We start from the raw sequence: 18,611 nt of genomic DNA on the forward strand, positions 1-18,611 counted from the left end.
AAATATCTTTTTATTAAATTTTATAACGCTTTTGATAGCTTTGATAGGCTCAATTACAATTTTTGTGATTTATAAAGTAAGAAGAAAAGAGAATATTTTAAGTTATAAAGATAAATTTATAGAACACTCTATTCACGAAATAAAAACTCCACTATCTATAATAAATCTAAATTTACAACTCAAAAATGAAGAGTTTGGAGAAGATAGTTATTCCAAAAAGATGGAAGGAGCTATAAGAACTTTAAAAAACTCGTATGAAGATATGACATTTTTACATATAAAATCGAAGTTAGATTATAAAATAGAGAGTTTGAGTTTAGAAAATATTTTAAAAGATAGAGTAAAATATTTTGAACTTATAGCAAAAACACAAAATAGAAATTTACAATTGGAAATATCAAATGATATTTTTATCAATATTAGTAAAATTGAGATAGAAAGATTGATAGACAATAATATATCAAATGCTATAAAATACTCAGAAATAGGCTCAAATATAGAGATAATTTTAAAAGATAATAGTTTAAAATTTGTTTCTCAAGGTGAAAAAATAAAAAATGTTAATACTATATTTAAAACATATATGAGGGAAAATGTAAGTTTGGGTGGACATGGAATAGGTTTATCTATTGTAAAAGATATATGTGATAAGTACAAAATTAAAATTGATGTAGTTTCAAATGAAAATATAAATATTTTTTCATATAACTTTAAATTGTCACACCAATACCACAAGTAAAATGTAGAATTCACTTATGAAGAAAATATTTTTACTAGAAGATGATTACTCACTAAATGAAACTATAAGGTTTATGCTAAATAAAAATGGTTTTATTGTAGATAGTTTTTATAATGGAGAAAAAGCATTTGAACATATTTTAGGTGAATATTCTTTGTATATTTTGGATATAAATGTTCCAAATATAGATGGATTAACAATCTTAGAAAAAATTAAAACTACAAATCCAAACTCAAAAGTTATAATAATAAGTGCAAATATAGATATAGATAAAATAACCCAAGCTTATGAAAAAGATTGTGATGACTATATAAAAAAACCTTTTGATATAGAAGAGTTTAGATTAAAAATAAGAAAAATAACAAATTCTTTTGACATAATACAATTAGATTCTAATGTATCTTTTAATATGAAAAATAGAATATTGTATGAAAATAATCAAGAAATTACTCTTACAAAATCTGAAAAAATCTTGTTGTATTTACTATTAAATAATAAAGGTGAAATGATAACTCATCATCAAATAGAAGAGTTTGTATATTTGGGAGTTGCAAAAACTTCCACTGCGATACGAACTTTAATTAAAAGAGTTAGACAAAAGCTTCCAAAAGATACTATTTTAAATATATTAGATGAAGGTTATTACATAAAGTGATTTTGTCCCATTATGGGACAAAATTTATTTTATTAGACTAGAAATTGCTTTGAAGTTTGGATTCTTTGCATCAACTGTTAGTTCAAATAAAATTGATTCATAAGTTGTAGGTATAACTCCAGATTGAATTAATCTTTTTATAGCCATTTTATGGTCAAGTTTTGTTCTACTTCCACAACAATTTGTAACCAAGATCACATTAAAATCATTTTCAATTAAGTCTATACAAGTTTGAAGTACACAAACATGAGTTTCTATTCCTGCTACAATGATATTTTTTTTACCACTTTTTCTAAAAGCTTCTAAAATTTCACCAGTTTGACAACCAGAAAATGTAGTTTTTTCGTAGGCTGTATATTCAGAAACCAACTCTTTTAAAACAGGAATTGTCTCTCCAATTCCTTTTTTATACTGCTCATTTACAATTATTGGTATATCTAAAGTTTTTATTCCCTTTACTAAAATAGGAAGAGTTCTCTCCAACTCATCTTTATTTCCAATATGTGGGAAAAGCTTTTCTTGAACATCTACTAGACAAAATAGGGTATCTTCTAAATTTATTCTCATTTTATATCCTCTAAATAATGAATTAAAAGAGATAATATATCAAAAATTAGTAGCTATAAGATAGCTTTAAATAATTTAAAATTATTTAAAAGCCATAGTTTCAGCTCTTGCTAAAAGCTCTTTTGCACCTTTTTGTATAAATTCATTTGCAAACTCTTTTCCCGCATTTTCAAAAGAGTTTATATCTACTATTTTTTCATCTTTTATGTATTCACTCCCATCAGGAAGTCCAACTATTGCAGATATTTTCACATTCTTTTCGTCTAATATTGTAGCTTTTACACCTATTGGAACTTGGCAACCACCTTGAAGTGTATCTACAAATCCTCGCTCAATTTTAGACTCAATTTCAGCATTTTTATCATTTAAAACTTTTACTATTTCGATGATTTTTGGGTCTGTTGTTGTCTCTATTCCTAAAGTTGCTTGACCCATAGAAGGTATCATAATATCAGTTGAAATAGGAGCAAAATATTTTACTTCATTTTGTAGATTTAATTTTTCTATTCCTGTTGCTGCAAGGATAATAGCATCATATTCACCTGCATTTAATTTTGCTATTCTTGTATTGATATTTCCTCTTAAATCTTTTAGCTCTATATCAGGTCTTAACATCTTTATAGCCATTCTTCTTCGCAGACTTGTAGTTCCAACAACTGCACCTTTTGGTAAATCTTCTAAAGAACTATATTTATTACTTAAAAGTGCATCTTGAGGATTAAATCTTTTTGAAACAGCAGCTAAAGTTAAACCATCTTCAAACTGTGTTGGAACATCTTTTAGTGAATGAACTGCTAAATGAGCAGTTCCTTCAAGCATTGCAACTTCTAGTTCTTTTGTAAAAAGCCCCTTACCACCAATTTTTGCTAGTGGAACATCAAGTATTTTATCACCTTTAGTTGTAAATTCTTGAAGTTCTATTTGCATATTTGGATAGTGTTTTAAAAGTTCAGCCTTTATATATTCACTTTGCCAAAGAGCAAGTTGGCTTCTTCTAGTTGCAATTACTAATTTTTTCATATTACTTTTTACCTAAAGTTTTATATTTTTCTCTAGTTGTATCTTTTTCTCCATTTATATAAATAGTTGGAGTTCCACTTACTAGCATATCTTCTCCCATTAAAACCTCTTTTTCTAAAGATGTAATTATCTCTTTTTTATTTAATTCTTCGATTTTAATATCTAAACCTAACTCTTTATTAAACGCTTCTAAAATAATTTTATCATCTGTTGAAGTTACTTCAAAGTATTTTGACCAATGAGCTGTATATGCCTTCATTATGATATCATTACCATTTTTTACTTTTGCTATATCAATAAGTTTTGATAAAGTAGTTGATGCTGGATGAATATGAGTTAATGGAAATGCATAATAATATAGTGCTATTGAATCACTTTTTTTATTTACAAAATCTATAACTTCAGGAATATATTGTGTACAAAATGGGCAAAGAGGATCAGAAAAAACTACAATTTTATCTTTTGCTTTTTCATTTCCAGCAATTAGTTTTGATTTTTGATAGTATTTATCTGTTAATGTTGGTGTTATACTATCTTTCAAAGATTTTCCTGTTGATACATCATATAAATCAGTAGCAATTACTTTTCCATCACTAAAAAGTGTATCTTTTACTTTCATACCTTTGTCTTGAATAGTTGCATCAATTTCTAAAATATAGCCATTCCAACCTTTTAATTCTAGTTCTTTTTTATAGAAAACTTTTATATTTTTCACTTTAACATTTGGATTTTGAGCAACTCTTTTTTTCTCAAAATCTATAACTAAATTATCATTTGCCAACAATGTAGCACTTGCAAATGCACTTAAAACCAATAATTTTGCAATTTTAATCATATCTTTGTCCTTTTTTTATAATATTATTTTAACTTCGTGATTTTACTGTAATTTTTTTAATATCAAATAACTCTTTTGCTTTATTTACCATTTTTGAATTTAATAAATCATTTACTTGTAGCTCTTTTGAAGATAGTTGAGTATCTGTATTTTTTATAGCGCCAGCTACACAACTAGAACTAAATTCAATATCTTCTACCATAGAAGCAACTTCACTATTTTGTTCAGGCTCTATTTTTATTTCATTGTTAGTTTTTAATAAGGTGGCCTCTTCCTTTTTAAAATCTAGCTCAACATTTAAGCCGAAAATATCTTGTGCAAAAATTTTAATAAGGCCATAATGTTTACCTAAAAGTTTTCTATCCTCATCTTTTGCATAAGATATTATTTGAAGTTTATTATTACTAAAACCATTAAATATAAAGTTCTTTTCAAAACATTCACCTAATGTGTAATCTCTATCATAAACTTTTTCTATCAAATGTTGATATAAATCACTATTTTTATCATTCTCTTCTTCAAAAGGAATATACTCTATCTCTTTTGTTTCTACAATTTCAGTTTTGATAGGTTCTTCTATAATAGGCTCTATATCAAAAGGAGTAGGATCTTGCATTTGAGTATTTATATTTTGTATAGGTTTTTCTTCTTGTGGTTTTTCTTCTACAACTTTATTCTCAATAATTTTAGTTTCTGTAATAGCAGGTTTTTCTACTTTTATTGCTTCATTTCGTACTGGCATTTTGCCAATTTGTTCAATTAACTCATCTATTGATTTTAAGTTAGTAGCTTCTACAAGTTTCATTAAAGTAAGAATTAAAACAAAAGTATCGTCACTATTTAAAGATAATAGATGCTTAGCTTCACTTAAAATTCTGAAAAATCTATCAAATAAAGTTACATCAAATCTTGTATCTTTTGAAATCATCTTATCTTTTAAATATATAGATATTTCATCACAAATTTGAGAAACTTCATAGTTTTGAAGTTCTGGAAGTAGGGTATTTATATCACCTTTATTTAAAATAATTTTAAAAATATTTTCCATTAAAGATGGATCTATTAGTCCTAACATATCAACAACACTAGAAGTTGATATTTTCCCTTTTGAGAAAATTATTGCTTGATCTAGTAAAGTTAAAGTATCTCTTAGGCTTCCTTGACCACTTCTAGCAAGTATCTCTAAAGCTTCCTTTTCAAACTCAATATTTTCAATATTTAAAATATGAGAAAGATGATGAACAACATCATTTTGTGAGATTTTATTAAATCTAAAGTGTTGAGTTCTACTTAAAATAGTAGCTGGAAGTTTTAAAGCATCAGTAGTTGCTAGTATAAATTTTACAAAATTAGGTGGTTCTTCTAAAGTTTTTAATAAAGCATTAAAAGCCTGAGTTGTAAGCATATGAACTTCATCTATTATAAATACTTTAAATTTTGCAGAACTTGGTTTATATTTCGTATGTTCGATTAGTTCTTTTATATCATCTATCCCTCTATTACTAGCAGCATCCATTTCAATAATATCAAGATGCTTTCCACTATTTGCACTAAGACAATTATCACAAACCTCACAAGGCTTGCTTGTTGGTCCATTTGAACATAAAAGTGCTTTTGCCATTATTCTAGCTGTACTTGTTTTCCCACTTCCTCTAAGTCCTGAAAATAAATAAGCATGAGACAATCTTGAAGAATCTAATGCTAGGCTAAGTGTTTGAGATATTGTATTTTGTCCTATTAGATCTTCAAATCTTTTAGGACGATATTTTAGAGCTAAAACTCTATCTTTTAAATGGTCATCTATCATATTTCACACTTTCCTATCTCAAAATTTATATTCTTTAAAACTATGTTTACCATATCTAAACTTATCTTACCGCTATATAAAATAGTTATTTTTTGGTCTTTATTTATACTATTTTTATTTTTACCTAGATCTTGTAATCTTTTTGCGATAGCATTTGCTGAATCAAATAAAATAACATCTTCATTAAAAAACTTTTTTATATCATCTTGTATAATTGGATAGTGAGTACAACCTAAAACTATGCTATCTATATTTTTATTTTTTAAATCTTTTAAATAATTTGTTAAAAATAAATGTAAGCTATTTGTTTCAATATCAGCTTCTTCTATTTTTTTTGCTAAACCACTACAAGGAATATGGTACAAATTTAACTGTTGATTAACTGATAAATTTTCTACAAGTTCTTTGTATTTTTTCCCATTTATTGTTGTTGGAGTTGCTAAAATTGCTATATTCTTTGTTTTTGAATTTAGAATAGCAGGTTTTAAAGCAGGTTCTACTCCAATAATTGGTAAATTTTTATATTTTTCTCTTAAGTATTTTATTGAAATTGAAGTTGCAGTGTTACAAGCAACTACTAAAATATCAATATTATAGTTATCAATCAAACAGTTTGTTATATTATCGCATCTTTGTAAAATTTCATTTGTATCTTTTTCACCATAAGGTGCAAATAAGGTATCGGCTATATAAACATATTCTGTGTTTTTTACACTTTTAGTAATAGCATTTAGTATAGTTAATCCACCAATTCCTGAATCAAAAATTCCTACTTTCAAATATATCCTTATTGAAATTTTGGCAGAATTATATCCAAATTAAAATTTGAATTTGATATAAGAAATTATTTATTAAAGTTTAAAATATTTTGAGAATAAAAGTGTTATCACTTAAAAGCTAAAATTCTTAAATTAGACGGAAAATGGGTTGATTTTTAGCTTTTAAAATGATTTATATTTATAGTGGTGTGGTAGTAAATTTTTATTTTAAACTTAAGGAAAGACCTTAAGTTTTTTAGTATCTGATTAAACTAATCCTTGTTCAATCATAGCATCAGCTACTCTTCTAAATCCAGCAATATTTGCTCCTAAAACAAGGTTTGTTGGTTGTCCAAACTCTTTAGCAGTAGCGCTTGCTGTATCAAAAATATGTTTCATTATTTGCTCTAGTTTTGCATCAACTTCTTCAAAAGTCCATGAAACCATAGAAGCATTTTGAGCCATTTCTAATTGGCTTGTTGCAACTCCACCAGCATTTGCCGCTTTTCCAGGACCATATGCTATTTTTTGTGCAACAAAATAATCAACAGCTTCATTTGTAGAAGGCATATTAGCTCCTTCACTTACACAAATACAACCATTTTTGATTAATTCTTTTGCATCCTCTAAATTTAACTCATTTTGAGTTGCACTTGGGAATGCTGCAAAGCAAGGAACAGACCAAACTGCATTTCTACCTTTTGGGTACTCTTCAACTGGAATATATTTTGCATTTGTTCTATGTTTTATATACTCTGAAAGTCTAGCTCTTTGGTTTTCTTTTAAATCTTTTAATAAATCTAAATCAATACCTTCTTCATCTATAATTGTACCTTTTGAATCACTACAAGTAATTGGTAATGCTCCAAGGTGGTATAATTTTTCTATAGTATAAATTGCTACATTTCCAGAACCAGAAACAGTACATTTTTTACCTGTTAAAGTTTCTCCTCTAGCTTCAAGCATATTTTTTGCAAAATATACACAACCGTAACCAGTTGCTTCTGTTCTAGCTAGTGAACCACCCCATTTTAATGATTTTCCTGTTAAAGTTCCATCATAAGTATTCGCAAGTTTTTTATACATACCAAATAAATATCCGATTTCTCTTCCACCAACTCCAATATCTCCAGCAGGAACATCAGTAGTTGCACCGATATGTCTGTATAACTCACTCATAAATGCTTGGCAGAATCTCATGATTTCATTGTCACTTTTACCTTTAGGGTCAAAGTCACTTCCACCTTTTCCACCACCAATTTGAAGTCCAGTTAGTGCGTTTTTGAAAATTTGCTCAAATCCTAAAAATTTGATAATTCCAGTATTTACGCTTGGGTGAAATCTTAATCCACCTTTATATGGGCCTAAAGTCGAACTAAATTGTATTCTATAACCTTTGTTGATTTGGATTTCTCCTTTATCATCAACCCAAGTCACTCTAAATAAAATCTGTCTCTCAGGCTCAACTAATCTGTCTAACACTTTATTTGCTGCATACTTTGGGTATTTTTCAAACAAAGGTTTTAAAGAGTGTAAAACCTCTTCTGCTGCTTGATGAAACTCATCTTGTCCAGGACTTGTTCTTTTTAGATATTCTAAAAGTTCGTCTATATTTGCCATTTTCCTTCCTTTTTTCAAATTTCGGGTAGCAATACTATCAGAGAAATTATTTGATTTAGCTGAAAAAAGAGGTAGAAAATTTACAAATTTATAAATTTATACTCTTTTTCCCTCATTTTAAGCATATTTTAAGTTATTATTCATTCATTGAAGCAAAAAATTCATCATTATTTTTTGTTTTTTGCATTTTAGGATATAAGAATTTAAGAACATCAACTTCATCCATTTCACTCATTGCATTTCTTAAAATCCATGTTTTTTGTAAAGTATCAGCACTAAGTAAAAGTTCTTCTTTTCTTGTACCAGATTTTGTAATATCAATAGCAGGATATACTCTTTTATTTGCAGCATTTCTACTTAGAACTACTTCACTATTTCCAGTCCCTTTGAATTCTTCAAATATAACTTCATCCATTTTTGAACCAGTATCTATTAAAGCGGTTGATATTATTGTTAAACTTCCACCTTCTTCAATATTACGTGCAGCTCCAAAAAATCTTTTTGGTTTGTGTAAAGCATTTGCATCAACTCCACCACTTAGAACTTTACCTGAACTAGGAGTTACAGTATTGTATGCCCGAGCAAGTCTTGTAATAGAATCAAGTAATATTACGACATCTTTTTTCATTTCTACAAGTCTTTTTGCTTTTTCAATTACAATTTCAGCAACTCTTACATGGTTTTGAGCTGGTAAATCAAAAGTAGAACTATAAACCTCACCTTTTACGCTTCTTTGCATATCTGTAACTTCTTCTGGTCTTTCATCTATTAAAAGAACCATTAAAGTAACTTCAGGATGGTTTCTACTAATTGCATGTGCTAACTCTTTTAAAAGTTCAGTTTTACCAGTTTTTGGTGGAGCAACTATTAAACTTCTTTGACCTTTTCCCATCGGTGCAAAAAGATCTAAAACTCTTCCAGTTAATTTTTGTGAATCAAATTCAAATTTAAATTTTGTAGTTGAATAAAGTGGAGTTAAATTATCAAATAATGGTCTGTTTTTTGAATCTTTTACAGGAAGATAATTTATAGCTTCAATTTTAAGTAAAGCATTATACTTTTCACTATCTTTATTTGGAGGTCTAACCTGACCTGTTACTATATCTCCAGTTCGAAGTGCAAATTTTCTAATTTGTGTAGCACTTACATAAGAGTCATTTGATGTATCAGAAAAATTTCCATCAATTGCTCTTAAGAATCCAAATCCACCTTCTTTTATTTCTAAAATTCCAGTAAATAGGATAAATCCACCAGCATCTATTTGAGAAGCAAGTATCATAAACATTAAATCTTGTCTTTTTAACTCTTGAGGATTTTCAACTTCAAGTTCATTTGCTATATCAAGTAGAGTTTCAAGTGGTAACTCTCTTAATTGCTCAATTTTATAACCTTCAACAGGAATGTGAGTTCTTGTTTTTTTGGTAGTTTTTGTTTTTATTTCTTCTTTAGACTCTTCCATGAGTATATTTGCCTTTGATTTCACATAATAATATATGCAGTTTTATGTAGTTTTGTAGTTTTATAAAGTTAGGTGTAATTTTAGTATTTATTTTTAAAATTGTCAATATAAATTAAAAAAGAGTATCAAACTGATACCCTTTTTTTAATATGGTAATTATAATTTACCTTCATTTTTAGCTAAGTAGTTAGCAACACCATCTTTGTCAGCTTTCATACCTTCATCGCCTTTTTGCCATCCAGCTGGACAAACTTCACCATATTCATTTGTAAATAACATTGCATCTACCATTCTTATCATTTCATCAACATTTCTTCCTAATGGTAAGTCATTGATAACAGCATGTCTTATTGTTCCATCTTTGTCAATTAAAAAAGATCCTCTTAATGCAACTGATTCACCAAATAGTACATCATAATCTTTAGAAATTTGTTTATTTAAATCTGCTACCATAGGAAATTTAACTCTTCCAATTCCACCATTTTCAACAGCAGTTTCTCTCCAAGCAAAGTGAGAGAATTGTGAATCTACTGAGCAACCAATTACATTAATTCCTCTTGCTTTAAATTCATCAGTTCTTTTTGAGAAAGCAATAATTTCTGATGGACAAACAAACGTAAAGTCTAAAGGCCAAAAGAATAAAATTGCACCTTTCTCACCAATATTTTTATATAAGTTAAAATCTTCTACAATTTGACCATCTGCAAGTACAGCCGTTGCTGTAAAATCTGGAGCTTTTTTTGTTACTAACATTTTTTAATCCTTTTTTATAATAAAATTTAATATTGGAATTTTATCAATTTTTTTTTATACTAAGCTTAAAATAGTCAAATTTTATTATTTAATAATTTTTATCTTTAATGATATTTTTATTTTTGCTATGATAGAGTTTAAAAAATTTATTTTATGGAGAATATTTTATGGCAGTTAAAATTACTGATATTTGTATTAGTTGTGATGCTTGTTTAGATGAGTGTCCAGTTGGCGCTATTGTAGATAATGATGATAATCCAACAGGTGAAGATATATATTTTGTATATAAAGATAAATGTGTTGAGTGTGTAGGACATAATGATGAACCAGCATGTGCTGATGCCTGTCCAACTGAAGGATGCATTGTTTGGGATGAAGTTGGTTCTAGTCAAGTTGAAAAAGAGGATAGAGGTGTTGTTGGTACACCAGTTGTTGAATAATATATTAAAAAATATTCAAGGACAGTAATATAAACTTGCCTTTTTTTATTTTTTCAGATATAATCCGCGACTTAAAATTTATATAGGAACAGATATGGAAAGAACATTATCAATCATTAAACCTGATGCAGTAGCAAAAAATGTAGTTGGAAAAATTTTAGACAGATTTGAATCAGCTGGATTAAAAATAGCTACAACAAAAAAATTACAGTTAAGTAAGGCTGATGCAGAAGCTTTTTATGCGGTTCATTCAAGTAGACCTTTTTTCAAAGATTTAGTTGATTTTATGATCTCAGGACCAGTTGTGGTTTCAGTTTTAGAAGGTGAAAACGCAATGGCTAAAAATAGAGAACTAATGGGTGCAACAAATCCAAAAGAGGCTGCTGCTGGAACAATTAGGGCAGATTTTGCAGATTCTATTGATGCAAACGCAGTTCATGGAAGCGATTCACTAGAAAATGCAGAAATTGAAATTAATTTCTTTTTTGCACAAAGAGAAATTTGTTAATTTAAATGAAAATAGAGTTTAAAAAAGTACCAACTGATAAGAAAGAGTTAAAAACAGAATTTAATTCAGTTAAAATTGAAGGTACTTTTTGTAGAATTTCATCATCATTAGTAAAAATTGAAGCGAAACTTAGTGGCAACATAGATATAGATTGCTCGAGATGTGCTGAATTGGAAATTTTATCTTTAGATGAAGAACTTAAACTAATTTTAAGTGATGGTGTCTTTAAAGGTGAAGAAAAAGATGAATTTTTAGTAATAGAAATAGAAAATAGTTTAATTGATTTTGATGAAATAATAGAAAGTGAATTAAACAGCGTAAAAAGTGAGTACCATATTTGTAAAGAGTGCTTACAAAAAGATAAACTTGTTGAACAAGAATTTTAAAGGAGAATAATTATGGCAGTACCAAAGAGAAGAGTTTCTCATACAAGATCAGCGAAGAGAAGAACACACTACAAAATTGAGTTAAAAAGACCAGTGAAAGATAGTGATGGTTCTTGGAAAATGCCTCATATGGTTAATCCAAACACTGGTGAATATAAAAACTAATGTTAAGAATAGCTATAGATGCGATGGGTGGGGACTTTGGTCCTGAGCCTATAATAGAAGGATTAATATTAGCTATTAGAAATAACAATAATTTTACGGCAATAGCTGTAGGAGATGAAGAACAACTTTTAAAACTTATCCCCCCCTCATTTTTAAATAGAATAGAAATACTTGACACTAAAGATGTTATTAGTATGCATGATAGTGCTACTGATGCTTTAAAAAGAAAAGAATCAACAATCTATAAAGCAATAGAATTAGTAAAAGAAGGAAAAGCTGACGCTATAGTTTCTGCTGGACATTCAGGTGCTTCTATGTCATTAGCAACTTTGAGAATTGGAAGGATTAAAGGTGTTTCAAGACCTGCAATAGCAACTCTTATGCCAACAAGTGAAAATCAAAATACATTAGTCTTAGATGTTGGTGCAAATGTTGATAGCGATGCCAAAAATTTATTTGAATTTGCTGTTATGGGACAAGCTTATGCTCAAAGCGTACTTAGAATAGATGAACCTATCATAGGTCTTTTGAGTAATGGTGAAGAAGAAAGTAAAGGAAATGAAGTAACAAAAGAAGCTTATAAATTGATTTCTAAAGTCCCAAATTTTGCTGGTAATGTTGAAGGTAGTGATATTTTTAAAGGTACAGTAGATGTTGTTGTTTGTGATGGTTTTGTTGGTAATATTTTACTTAAAACAGCAGAAGGTGTTGCAGATACAATTGGTAAAATAATCAAAAAAAATCTTAAAAGATCTCTTATTTCGATTACTGGTGCAGTATTAATGAGAAAAGTTTTTAAAAACTTAAAAGTAAGAGTAGATTATGCAGAATATGGTGGTGCACCACTTCTTGGAGTTAAAGCTCCTGTTATTATATCTCATGGAAAATCAAATCCTAAAGCTATAATGAATGCAATATTTCAAGCAATACACTCAGCTAGTTCAAATTTAGATACTATTATTGAACAAAGATTAGTTAAATATGGAACTAAAGAAGATAATAGTCATCAAGAAGTTTAAGGATTATTAAAAATGATATATGCAGCATTTAGATCAATTGGAGCTTATATTCCACCTAAAATTATGACAAATCAAGATTTTGAGAAAATTATTGATACAAGTGATGAGTGGATTACAAAAAGAACTGGTATTAAAGAAAGAAGAATAGCTGAAAAAAATGAAGCATCTTCTGATTTAGGTTCTAAAGCTGCAAAAGTAGCTATTGAAAGAGCAAATATAGATAAAAGAGATATAGATTTAGTTATTTGTGCGACTGTTACTCCTGATTTTTTATGTATGCCTTCAACTGCTTGTTTGATAGCTTCTAAGCTTGAATTACCAAATGTTATGGCTTTTGATGTTAGTGCAGCTTGTACAGGATTTGTATACGCTTTAAGTATTGCAAAAGCTTTTGTTGAATCTGGAATGAAAAAAAATGTATTAATTGTCGGGGCTGAAAAATATAGTTCAATTTTAAATTATGAAGACAGAACAACTTGTTTTATTTTTGGAGATGGTGCTGGAGCGGCAATAATTAGTGCTACGACAAATAAAGATGAAGCAATTATTGATGTACATTGCTCTAGTGATGGAACTTATGAAGATTTAATAAAAACTGCTGGAGGTGGAAGTAGAAATCCATGTTCACAGGAAGTTTTAGATAATAAAATGGCATGTATTAGTATGAAAGGTAATGAGACTTTTAAACTTGCAGTTAAAACTTTGACTTCTGATGTTAAAGATATGATGGAAAAACATAGTCTTTCAAATTCAGATATTACACATTTTATTCCTCATCAGGCAAATTATAGAATTATAAAAGCTGTTGGAGATGCTTTAAATTTAAGTGAAGAGCAAACTATAGTTACTGTTGATAAGTATGGTAATACTTCGGCTGCTTCTATTCCAATGGCTATGAATTACGCATATGAGCAAGGAAGAATAAAATCAGGGGATACAATACTTTTTGATGCTTTTGGTGGTGGACTAACTTGGGGGTCAGCATTATTTCGATTTTCCCCAAAAGATAAATAGGTGAGTAATTTCTCCTATTTATAATTTTAATTAAATTTCTTATTTTTAGGATTATTTTTAAAAACGTTGAATGAGTTTTTCTCCAAATTGTTATTGAATTTATCAACTGTTGCTGTTAAATTTATATATATAATATTTTCATCAATAATAATTTGTAAAATAGAATAAAGTGGTATTTTTAGAACACTTCCAAAATTATCTTTTCCAAAACCAGCTTCAAAATATAAAAAATCATCTTCAATTCTTACTGTTGTAAATGTATAACCAGCTAGTGTAAATAGTGAAAATTTATTTAAATTGGATTTTATATCATTTGGCAAATCTGGATTAAAACTTGTACTTTCTATATTTGCAACTACGCTAAATTCTGTGTTAGTATCTATAATATATTGAATAATATCTTTTATATGTCTTTGTGACAAGTTTTTGAAATCATCATTTTCAATAATATTTTTTAACATAATTTATTCCTTTATATTTCGTCTTTTATTTTATTTAGTTCATCTATTTTTTCAAGATATTGTTCTTTTTCTTTTTTTACAAACTCTATTCTATCTTGGTTTATATCCAAATATTGTTCCTTTGAGTACTTTATAATTTTAAAAAGATAGTTTCTTTTTGAAGTTAAGAAATCTTCTATTTTTTCGAAACCAAAATTAGCTTTAAGTTTTGCAACTATTTCATCTTCTCTTGGACAATTTATTGAGAATCTTGATGGTTCTTTTTTATACAATTCTTCACTTTCCAATATTTGTTGTTCGAAATGAGCTATAGTTGCTTGAGTTATTTGAATATATGAGTAAGACAATGCTCCATTAAAATAAGCAAATTTCTTTCTAAGTGCTGATATATTTTCTAAAATTGCTTTATAAAATGCTCTTATAACATTTTCATAAACTTTTGCAGCAAAGTGTCTAGTATTTGAGAACTCAATATCTGATGCTATTTCTCTTTGTTTTCTTATAAGTTCATAATTTTCTTGCCATTTTGATATATCATTTTTTACAATTCTAAAAACATCTCTAAAAGCTTCATCTGTATCAAGTTCTATATTTTTAAGAAGTTTAATTGACCGTTTAAACATTTTGTCTATTGTTTGATCATCATAAAATAGTGCTTTATAAACTGCATCAGAATTAATCCAAAAAGTTTCATATTCAAATTTTTCTATTTTAGCACCAAAAAGAGATTTTGACTCTTCAAATCTTGATGATTTCTTTTTGTTGATATTTTTAAATGTCTCTTGGGCTATTTTTTCCATAATATTTTCTAAAGAGTTATAAATATTGTAAAGTTCTTTTGAGTATTTTTTATATATGTTATCAAATGATTCAATTACAAGTGGTTCACAAGACTCCAAAATATCAACTAAAGCATCATAAACTTTTATAATTGTTTGATACTCATTTGACAAAATATCACAAAAACTTTTTAAATCTTTTTTTATGGCAAATTCTTTTGCTTCTGCAGCTTGTGGACGAATAGTAGTATCAATAAAATTTAATACTTCTTGAATATTTGAATCATCTAGAAGTTTTGTATTATCAGTATTGTCACTATTCTTAATATTCTCTATATTTTTTAGATAAGTGTCAAATTCATTTTTAAACAAATCTAAACTATCGTCTTTTGATAGGTAATCTTTAAAATAATTTAGAATAGTATTTTTTTCATCTTCAACTAAAATATCTTTATGACTTGCTCTACCTTCAAGTGCTTTAATCGCAGAAATAGGAACAACTTTTGCAAAGTATTTAGAAAATTTTTCACTTACATATTTTGTAGTTGTTTCTACTTGTTCTTTAGTTAATTTGTCTTTTTGATTTAAAACACATAAAGATTTATTTTTAAAATGTTGCATATATTCTTCTAGTACTTCAGCTTCTGATAGTTTTCCAGCATTATCTATTAAAGTTAGCCAAATAATTCCACCAACATCTTTTAATACCTTTTTGGTAATATCTGTATCGCTTTGAGATTGTGAATTAAGACCTGGAGTATCAACAAAAGAAATATCTTTTAAAATAGGCATTGGAGCATATAAAGTAAGATATTTAATATTTTTCATTTCATCTTGTCTTTGATCTGTAAAATCAGCAATACTTTCTATTGGAGCATATTCTTGAACTCCTGAATAATATGTTATTTTTAATTTGTATTCATCACCATAATTTATAAAATTTACTTTAGATGTAACTGGAGTAATTCCTGTTGGCAAAATATTCCTTGAAAGTAATGCATTTAAAAATGTTGATTTCCCAGCACTAAATTGCCCAGTAATAGCAACTTCCATAGGATACCTAGCTCTTCTTATTTGCTTATTTAATATAGCCTTTAATTGCATAGATGGATGAAATTTTTCATCAAGAAGCTTATCTATAGTTTTTTTTATTTCTCCTACTAAACCATCTTCATATATAATTTCATTTTGAACACTTTCCTGTTTATATTCATTTACAAAACTTTTTAAAATATTTATATTTGCACTCATTAGTGTAATCCTTTAATATTAAGCAAGATATTTTCTAATCTTTTTATATTTTTATGAATATTTATAGATAATTGAGCTCTGTTTTTATCATTTTCTTCAAATGATGATAGTTGATTTTGTAAACTTTGTTCTTCACTGTTTAATCTTTGTTCAAAAGCTTTTAAAGGTGCATTTAGAGTTGTAAAGAAGGTATCTATTAAAATAGAACTTACTTTATTGGCTTTTGTCTTAATGTCCTCTTCAATTGCATAGAACTCATTTGTTATAATTTCTGTTAAAGCTCTATCAAGTTCATTCATCTTTCCATCTTTTGAATTTGATACGGCTTGGATTACTTGAGATACTAATACTTCATTATTTGAAGTCAAAAATCCAGATTTGAAATCATCTTGAAAAAATCCACGAGCATCAAAGTTATCATTTTTATGTCCTATTGCAAATCCTAAATCATGATACTTTTGTTCACATTGTTCTCCAATTGTTTGAGATTTTTTTATAAATTTATATCTATAATCTCTTATTACATCAATAATTCCATCTTTTATTGCAGTTTCAACAATAACTTTTACTCTTGAATTTTCTGGTCGTTTTTTAGTTTTTTCTAAAGAGTACCTAACATCATTTACAACTCTTTGTTTGATAATATTTTGAAGTTCTGATAATTCACTTTTTAAAAAAGTTTCAAGAGAGTTTATATATGATTTTGCATCATTTTTATAATAATTTATATCTTCTGTCATTGAAGATAACATTCTTTTATTTGCATCTTTCTTTTTATTGAAATCTAGGAGTTCTTTTTCTAATTCATCTTTTGATTTACTTAAAAGAGTTAGTTCATAATTATTTAAGCTTATTTGTTTATCTATGAGTCTGTTTAACTGTATTTTTGTAGATTGGATTACCAAATCTCCCTTTTGTGAAGAGTTACCAAATAAAGTATCCATTAAATAATTTTCAATGTCCAAAATACCAGTATCTTCTAAAGTAAATCCAGCTTCAAGTGCTTCTTTTTCACGTCCAGTTCGATGTAATAACGCCATATACCCAGAAATAGGAACAAATTTAATTGTTTTTAAAATATGATCAAGTTGTGAGTCTTTATTTTGTGCTTTTAGTTGTTTTTCTATAGAACTTTTTGTATAGTTTATAACTTCTTCGAGATTTTTTTTGCTTACAGTGTCGGCCCTTGTTATTACTACTAACAATTTTGAAATATTTTGATATAAAACAGCATCAATTATAAATTCAATATCTTTTAAAGTTGCACTTTGAGATACATTCATTAAATGTAACATCATATCACACTTGCTAATGTAATCTTTTGTTATCTCTTCTCTTTGAATTACAGGGTCATCAAGTCCTGGTGTATCAACTATTTCTATACCATCGCTTAAAAAAGGAAGATTTGAACCTAATTCCACATATTTCACTAAATTACATTTCTTTTGGCTATGTTCTGCAGAAGTGTAAGAAGCTAAATTATTTATATCAACTTCATCAAATCTTGAATTAGGTTTTATATAATCATTTAGACTGTCTTTAAAAACTCTTTGAGTTTCATTTACAAACTCTTTCATACTTTCAAGTTGTTTTGCAGAATTTTCTATTTTTTCCCACTCTTTTGTGTTCCAGTAAAATACTTTTGCATTTTCATTTATATTATGTTTTACTATAGTTAAATTGGCAGTTTCAGGAACAACAGCACTTCCTAAAATTTCTTTTCCCATTAAAGCATTTAACATTGTAGATTTACCAGCATTCATAACACCAGTTATTCCAATAGAGAATTTTTGATTGCTTATATACTTATTTGTATTTTCAAGTTCATTCAAAACTTCTTTATTTGAGAGTTCATTTTTGAGTTCATTAATAATATTTTCAATTGAATTTCTTAAATCTTTAAATGAACTTTTATGATCATCATCTATTTTATGTAAATTTGTATTTAAATCATCAATTGAATTTTCTAATTCTTTATCATCAAATAAAGATATTAATTTAGAGTAATTTTCACTATTTAATATATTTTCATCTTTTAAATATTCAAATGTTGAGTGAATAATGTTTATGAATTTTTTTGTTTTATTATTTAATATTATCTCTACAATATCATTTTGGATATGATGCAATTCAGTAATATTTGAGGGTGTTTTTATATCTATTTGTTGACACAATGTTTTAAATGATGTTAAGTTGATGTATTTATCATAATTTTTTCTATTAGCACTAATTATTAGTGCAAAAATAGTAAAACTGTTTTCATTTAAAACAGTATTTAAAGATTCAATATCTAAACTTTTTTCAAACGAAATACCATGGTATAGTAAAAAATAGTCACTTGCTAAACTCATCATTTCTCCTAAATAAAAAAAGTT

The 18,611-nt window shown here is 27.4% G+C and carries 19 protein-coding genes; 8 read left to right on the forward strand and 11 right to left on the reverse strand.

Features of this window, described 5'->3' with window-relative positions:
- The first annotated feature begins 64 nt into the window (after nt 1-64).
- Nucleotides 65-739, forward strand: a complete 675-nt coding sequence (locus CRU91_RS05635) for a sensor histidine kinase (RefSeq protein ID WP_146951597.1) — start codon at nt 65-67, stop codon at nt 737-739.
- 16 nt (nt 740-755) lie between these two features.
- Nucleotides 756-1,394: a response regulator transcription factor gene (locus tag CRU91_RS05640; protein WP_113894247.1), complete on the forward strand. Its 639-nt coding sequence runs from the start codon at nt 756-758 to the stop codon at nt 1,392-1,394.
- Between the two features lie 24 nt (nt 1,395-1,418).
- On the opposite strand, the gene CRU91_RS05645 is transcribed toward CRU91_RS05640, so the two are convergent.
- The 8 genes from CRU91_RS05645 to CRU91_RS05680 all read right to left on the reverse strand — a co-directional run bounded on the left by CRU91_RS05645 (nt 1,419) and on the right by CRU91_RS05680 (nt 10,213).
- On the reverse strand, nt 1,419-1,961 hold the full coding sequence (locus CRU91_RS05645) for a hydrolase (RefSeq protein ID WP_113894248.1): 543 nt from the start codon (nt 1,959-1,961) through the stop codon (nt 1,419-1,421).
- 81 nt (nt 1,962-2,042) lie between these two features.
- Entirely contained in the window at nt 2,043-2,981 is a 939-nt protein-coding gene (gene hemC / locus CRU91_RS05650) for a hydroxymethylbilane synthase (RefSeq protein WP_113894249.1), read from the reverse strand.
- A 1-nt stretch (nt 2,982) separates the two neighbouring features.
- Nucleotides 2,983-3,816, reverse strand: a complete 834-nt coding sequence (locus tag CRU91_RS05655; RefSeq protein WP_235826961.1) for a thioredoxin domain-containing protein — start codon at nt 3,814-3,816, stop codon at nt 2,983-2,985.
- A 28-nt stretch (nt 3,817-3,844) separates the two neighbouring features.
- A complete protein-coding gene (locus CRU91_RS05660) occupies nt 3,845-5,623 on the reverse strand; it encodes a DNA polymerase III subunit gamma/tau (protein WP_113894250.1) in 1,779 nt (592 codons plus the stop codon).
- Entirely contained in the window at nt 5,620-6,402 is a 783-nt protein-coding gene (murI, locus tag CRU91_RS05665; protein ID WP_113894251.1) for a glutamate racemase, read from the reverse strand. Before murI ends, CRU91_RS05660 begins: the two co-directional genes overlap by 4 nt.
- A 246-nt stretch (nt 6,403-6,648) precedes the next feature.
- On the reverse strand, nt 6,649-8,001 hold the full coding sequence (gene gdhA, locus CRU91_RS05670; RefSeq protein ID WP_113894252.1) for an NADP-specific glutamate dehydrogenase: 1,353 nt from the start codon (nt 7,999-8,001) through the stop codon (nt 6,649-6,651).
- A gap of 136 nt (nt 8,002-8,137) precedes the next feature.
- The gene (gene rho / locus CRU91_RS05675) at nt 8,138-9,460 is read right to left on the reverse strand and encodes a transcription termination factor Rho (protein ID WP_113894253.1); all 1,323 of its coding nucleotides are present in this window, start codon (nt 9,458-9,460) and stop codon (nt 8,138-8,140) included.
- A 156-nt stretch (nt 9,461-9,616) separates the two neighbouring features.
- Entirely contained in the window at nt 9,617-10,213 is a 597-nt protein-coding gene (locus CRU91_RS05680) for a peroxiredoxin (RefSeq protein ID WP_026803131.1), read from the reverse strand.
- Nucleotides 10,214-10,380: 167 nt separating this feature from the next.
- On the opposite strand from CRU91_RS05680, the gene CRU91_RS05685 reads away from it, so the two are divergent.
- The 6 genes from CRU91_RS05685 to CRU91_RS05710 all read left to right on the forward strand — a co-directional run bounded on the left by CRU91_RS05685 (nt 10,381) and on the right by CRU91_RS05710 (nt 13,745).
- Entirely contained in the window at nt 10,381-10,653 is a 273-nt protein-coding gene (locus CRU91_RS05685; RefSeq protein WP_113894254.1) for a DUF362 domain-containing protein, read from the forward strand.
- A gap of 94 nt (nt 10,654-10,747) precedes the next feature.
- A complete protein-coding gene (ndk, locus tag CRU91_RS05690) occupies nt 10,748-11,161 on the forward strand; it encodes a nucleoside-diphosphate kinase (protein WP_113894255.1) in 414 nt (137 codons plus the stop codon).
- 5 nt (nt 11,162-11,166) lie between these two features.
- A complete protein-coding gene (locus tag CRU91_RS05695) occupies nt 11,167-11,547 on the forward strand; it encodes a hypothetical protein (RefSeq protein WP_113894256.1) in 381 nt (126 codons plus the stop codon).
- A 12-nt stretch (nt 11,548-11,559) separates the two neighbouring features.
- Nucleotides 11,560-11,712, forward strand: a complete 153-nt coding sequence (gene rpmF, locus CRU91_RS05700) for a 50S ribosomal protein L32 (RefSeq protein ID WP_113894257.1) — start codon at nt 11,560-11,562, stop codon at nt 11,710-11,712.
- A complete protein-coding gene (gene plsX / locus CRU91_RS05705; RefSeq protein ID WP_113894258.1) occupies nt 11,712-12,731 on the forward strand; it encodes a phosphate acyltransferase PlsX in 1,020 nt (339 codons plus the stop codon). The genes rpmF and plsX overlap by 1 nt, the downstream gene beginning before the upstream one ends.
- Nucleotides 12,732-12,743: 12 nt before the next feature.
- A complete protein-coding gene (locus tag CRU91_RS05710; protein ID WP_113894259.1) occupies nt 12,744-13,745 on the forward strand; it encodes a beta-ketoacyl-ACP synthase III in 1,002 nt (333 codons plus the stop codon).
- Between the two features lie 26 nt (nt 13,746-13,771).
- On the opposite strand, the gene CRU91_RS05715 is transcribed toward CRU91_RS05710, so the two are convergent.
- The 3 genes from CRU91_RS05715 to CRU91_RS05725 are packed head-to-tail and all read right to left on the reverse strand — an operon-like array spanning nt 13,772 to nt 18,587.
- Complete coding sequence (locus CRU91_RS05715; protein ID WP_113894260.1) at nt 13,772-14,206, reverse strand: hypothetical protein; 435 nt, start codon at nt 14,204-14,206, stop codon at nt 13,772-13,774.
- An 11-nt stretch (nt 14,207-14,217) separates the two neighbouring features.
- Nucleotides 14,218-16,236, reverse strand: coding sequence for a dynamin family protein (locus tag CRU91_RS05720; RefSeq protein WP_113894261.1), 2,019 nt, complete (start codon nt 16,234-16,236; stop codon nt 14,218-14,220).
- The gene (locus CRU91_RS05725) at nt 16,236-18,587 is read right to left on the reverse strand and encodes a dynamin family protein (RefSeq protein ID WP_113894262.1); all 2,352 of its coding nucleotides are present in this window, start codon (nt 18,585-18,587) and stop codon (nt 16,236-16,238) included. Before CRU91_RS05725 ends, CRU91_RS05720 begins: the two co-directional genes overlap by 1 nt.
- Nucleotides 18,588-18,611: the final 24 nt, after the last annotated feature.

It is taken from the genome of Aliarcobacter vitoriensis (assembly GCF_003316695.1).
Taxonomy (GTDB): Bacteria; Campylobacterota; Campylobacteria; order Campylobacterales; family Arcobacteraceae; genus Aliarcobacter; species Aliarcobacter vitoriensis.

Excerpts from the sequence above, each read along its gene's own strand:
- CRU91_RS05640 (WP_113894247.1), top strand. The coding sequence starts at position 756 with ATGAAGAAAATATTTTTACTAGAAGATGATTACTCACTAAATGAAACT.
- CRU91_RS05645 (WP_113894248.1), bottom strand. The coding sequence starts at position 1,961 with ATGAGAATAAATTTAGAAGATACCCTATTTTGTCTAGTAGATGTTCAA.
- hemC (WP_113894249.1), bottom strand. The coding sequence starts at position 2,981 with ATGAAAAAATTAGTAATTGCAACTAGAAGAAGCCAACTTGCTCTTTGG.
- CRU91_RS05655 (WP_235826961.1), bottom strand. The coding sequence starts at position 3,816 with ATGATTAAAATTGCAAAATTATTGGTTTTAAGTGCATTTGCAAGTGCT.
- CRU91_RS05660 (WP_113894250.1), bottom strand. The coding sequence starts at position 5,623 with ATGATAGATGACCATTTAAAAGATAGAGTTTTAGCTCTAAAATATCGT.
- gdhA (WP_113894252.1), bottom strand. The coding sequence starts at position 8,001 with ATGGCAAATATAGACGAACTTTTAGAATATCTAAAAAGAACAAGTCCT.
- rho (WP_113894253.1), bottom strand. The coding sequence starts at position 9,460 with ATGGAAGAGTCTAAAGAAGAAATAAAAACAAAAACTACCAAAAAAACA.
- CRU91_RS05680 (WP_026803131.1), bottom strand. The coding sequence starts at position 10,213 with ATGTTAGTAACAAAAAAAGCTCCAGATTTTACAGCAACGGCTGTACTT.
- CRU91_RS05685 (WP_113894254.1), top strand. The coding sequence starts at position 10,381 with ATGGCAGTTAAAATTACTGATATTTGTATTAGTTGTGATGCTTGTTTA.
- ndk (WP_113894255.1), top strand. The coding sequence starts at position 10,748 with ATGGAAAGAACATTATCAATCATTAAACCTGATGCAGTAGCAAAAAAT.
- CRU91_RS05695 (WP_113894256.1), top strand. The coding sequence starts at position 11,167 with ATGAAAATAGAGTTTAAAAAAGTACCAACTGATAAGAAAGAGTTAAAA.
- rpmF (WP_113894257.1), top strand. The coding sequence starts at position 11,560 with ATGGCAGTACCAAAGAGAAGAGTTTCTCATACAAGATCAGCGAAGAGA.
- plsX (WP_113894258.1), top strand. The coding sequence starts at position 11,712 with ATGTTAAGAATAGCTATAGATGCGATGGGTGGGGACTTTGGTCCTGAG.
- CRU91_RS05710 (WP_113894259.1), top strand. The coding sequence starts at position 12,744 with ATGATATATGCAGCATTTAGATCAATTGGAGCTTATATTCCACCTAAA.
- CRU91_RS05715 (WP_113894260.1), bottom strand. The coding sequence starts at position 14,206 with ATGTTAAAAAATATTATTGAAAATGATGATTTCAAAAACTTGTCACAA.
- CRU91_RS05720 (WP_113894261.1), bottom strand. The coding sequence starts at position 16,236 with ATGAGTGCAAATATAAATATTTTAAAAAGTTTTGTAAATGAATATAAA.
- CRU91_RS05725 (WP_113894262.1), bottom strand. The coding sequence starts at position 18,587 with ATGAGTTTAGCAAGTGACTATTTTTTACTATACCATGGTATTTCGTTT.